This is a genomic window from Mycobacterium sp., assembly GCF_035653355.1.
Classification (GTDB): Bacteria; Actinomycetota; Actinomycetes; order Mycobacteriales; family Mycobacteriaceae; genus Mycobacterium.
Genome location: NZ_DASRBZ010000063.1, coordinates 1 through 2,888, shown reverse-complemented (window position 1 = coordinate 2,888; position 2,888 = coordinate 1). Strand labels below are relative to the sequence as shown.

Sequence of the window (2,888 nt, the reverse complement as noted above, 5' to 3'; positions counted from 1 at the left end):
GCCGGCATCAAGATGCCGCGGACCTCGGGCGAGCAGTGCAACGTCGGCCGCAAAATCCCGCCGGCGCAGGCCCGACCGGGCGACCTGATCTGCTATGGCCCCGGCGGCAGCCAAAGCGTCGCGATCTACCTCGGCAACGGACAGATGATCGAGGCCACTGATCCGGCGGTGACGGTGTCGGCGGCACGCACCACCAACATGACGCCCTACCTGACCCGGATCATCGACTCCTGACTTGCGCCGAGCAGACGCAAAAGCGGCCATGTGGGCCAGGATGGGGGTGCTTTTGCGTCCGCTCGGCCGGGGAACCGGTTAGGTAGATTGTCTGGCGATCATGCTGACCCTCCCCGCGATCCGCCCGGTTGCCGCTCGCCGGCCTGCCGCTGCCGCGAGCGGTGCTCGCCAGTCAGGGTTCTACCGCCACGACCTGGACGGCCTGCGCGGCATCGCGATCGCGCTGGTCGCGATGTTCCACGTCTGGTTCGGCCGCGTCTCCGGTGGTGTCGACGTGTTTTTGGCGCTGTCCGGGTTCTTCTTCGGTGGCAAGGTGCTGCGCGCCGCGCTCAACCCCGCCCTGAAAACTGGGGGATCGCTGTCGCCGGTGCCCGAAGTCATCCGGCTTGTACGACGACTGCTGCCCGCCCTGGTCGTGGTGCTGGCTGGGTGCGCCGTGCTCACGATCCTGATCCAGCCGCAGACCCGCTGGGAGACCTTCGCCGACCAGAGCCTGGCGAGTCTGGGTTACTACCAGAACTGGGAGCTGGCCAACGGCGTGGCCGACTATCTGCGGGCCGGCGAAGCGGTCAGTCCGCTGCAACACATCTGGTCGATGTCGGTGCAGGGCCAGTTCTACATCGCGTTTTTGGCGCTGGTGTTCGGCTGTGCGTACCTGCTGCGGCGATCCCTTGGCGCGCGGACGCGGACGATGTTCGTGATGTTGCTCACCGCGCTGACCGTGGCGTCGTTCGTCTACGCGATCAATGCACACCACACCAACCAGGCGGTGGCCTACTACGACAGTTTCGCGCGAGCGTGGGAGCTGCTGCTGGGGGCGCTGGTCGGTGCACTGGTCCCCTATGTCCGCTGGCCGATGTGGCTGCGCAGCGTGATCTCCACGGTGGCGCTAGCAGCGATCCTGTCCTGCGGCGCGCTGATCGACGGGGTCAAGGAATTCCCCGGCCCGTGGGCATGCGTACCCGTAGTCGCAACGGTGCTGTTCATCCTTGCCGGAGCCAACCGATACGCCCACCCGAGCACCGACGGCCAGATGCCGCTGCCCAACCGCCTGCTGGCCGCGGGGCCGCTGGTGACGCTTGGCGGCATGGCATATTCGCTGTACCTCTGGCACTGGCCGCTGCTGATCTTCTGGCTCGTCTATACCGGTCATCGGCGCGCCAACTTCATCGAGGGCACCGCGGTACTGCTGATCTCCGGCGTGCTGGCCTACCTGACCATGCGGCACGTCGAGGACCCGCTGCGGTATCGCGCAACGGCCAACGCGAAATCGCCGGCGCCGGCGCCGGCGGTGCCGTGGCGGACGCGGTTGCGCCGGCCCACGATGGCGCTGGGCTCGGTAGTGGCCCTGCTCGGCGTGACCTTGACCGCGACCTCGTTCACCTGGCGTGAGCATGTCACCGTCCAACGCGCCGACGGCAAAGAGCTCATCGGGCTCAGTGCACGCGACTATCCAGGGGCGCGGGCGCTGGTCAAGCAGATGCGGGTGCCCAAGCTGCGGATGCGGCCCACCGTGCTGGAAGCCAAGAACGATCTGCCACTGTCCACCAAAGACGGCTGTATCAGTGACTGGACCAACCCGGCCCTGATCAACTGCACCTATGGCGACGTTCAGGCCACCCGCACCATCGCGCTGGCCGGCGGGTCGCACGCCGAACACTGGATCACCGCGCTGGACCTGCTCGGCCGCATGCACCACTTCAAAGTGGTCACCTACCTCAAGATGGGATGCCCACTGTCCACTGAGGAAGTCCCGCTGATCATGGGCAACAACGCCGCCTACCCCCAGTGCCATGAGTGGGTGCAGAAGGCGATGGGCAAGCTCATCGCCGACCGTCCCGACTACGTGTTCACGACCTCGACTCGGCCGTGGAACATCAAACCCGGCGACGTGATGCCGGCCACCTATATCGGTATCTGGCAGACGTTCGCTGACAACAACATTCCGGTGCTGGCCATGCGGGACACGCCGTGGCTGGTCAAGGACGGCCAGCCGTTCGAACCCGCTGATTGCCTGGCCAAGGGCGGCAACACGACGTCGTGCGGGATCAAACGTTCCGACGTGCTGGCCGATCGCAACCCGACGCTGGACTTCGTCGAACAGTTCCCGATGCTCAAACCGCTGGACATGAGCGACGCGATCTGCCGGCCGGACATCTGCCGCGCCGTCGAGGGAAATGTGTTGATCTACCACGACGCTCACCACCTGTCGGCCACCTACATGCGCACCATGGCCGGTGAGCTCGGACGCCAAATCGCCGCGGCCACTGGCTGGTGGTGACAGTTCAAGCGGCCCGTGCGCGGCGCGGATAAAGTCGAGTGATGCCGCCGAGACAACCGAACACGGACATGACCCAAACCACGCCGACGCTGCCCACTGTGTGGCCGGGCAACAACTATCCGCTAGGTGCCACCTATGACGGCGCCGGCACCAACTTCGCGCTGTTCTCCGAAATCGCCGACAAAGTCGAGCTGTGCTTGATCGACGACGACGACACCGAAACCCGCATCAATCTCGACGAGGTCGACGGATATGTCTGGCATGCATATCTGCCCGGCGTCGGACCCGGCCAACGCTACGGGTTTCGAGTGCACGGGCCGTTCGAGCCGGCCGCCGGCCATCGCTGCGACCCGAGCAAGCTGCTGCTCGACCC

The 2,888-nt window shown here is 65.9% G+C and carries 2 protein-coding genes and 1 pseudogene; all 3 read left to right on the top strand.

Annotation, left to right across the window (positions count from 1 at the left end; genetic code table 11):
• A partial coding sequence (locus VFA16_RS02040; protein ID WP_324966216.1) for an NlpC/P60 family protein occupies positions 1-234 on the top strand: 234 nt, incomplete at its 5' end.
• A 100-nt stretch (positions 235-334) separates the two neighbouring features.
• The gene (locus VFA16_RS02035; protein WP_324966215.1) at positions 335-2,515 is read left to right on the top strand and encodes an acyltransferase family protein; all 2,181 of its coding nucleotides are present in this window, start codon (positions 335-337) and stop codon (positions 2,513-2,515) included.
• 68 nt (positions 2,516-2,583) lie between these two features.
• Positions 2,584-2,888: pseudogene (locus VFA16_RS02030) on the top strand (glycogen debranching enzyme); the annotation flags it as partial.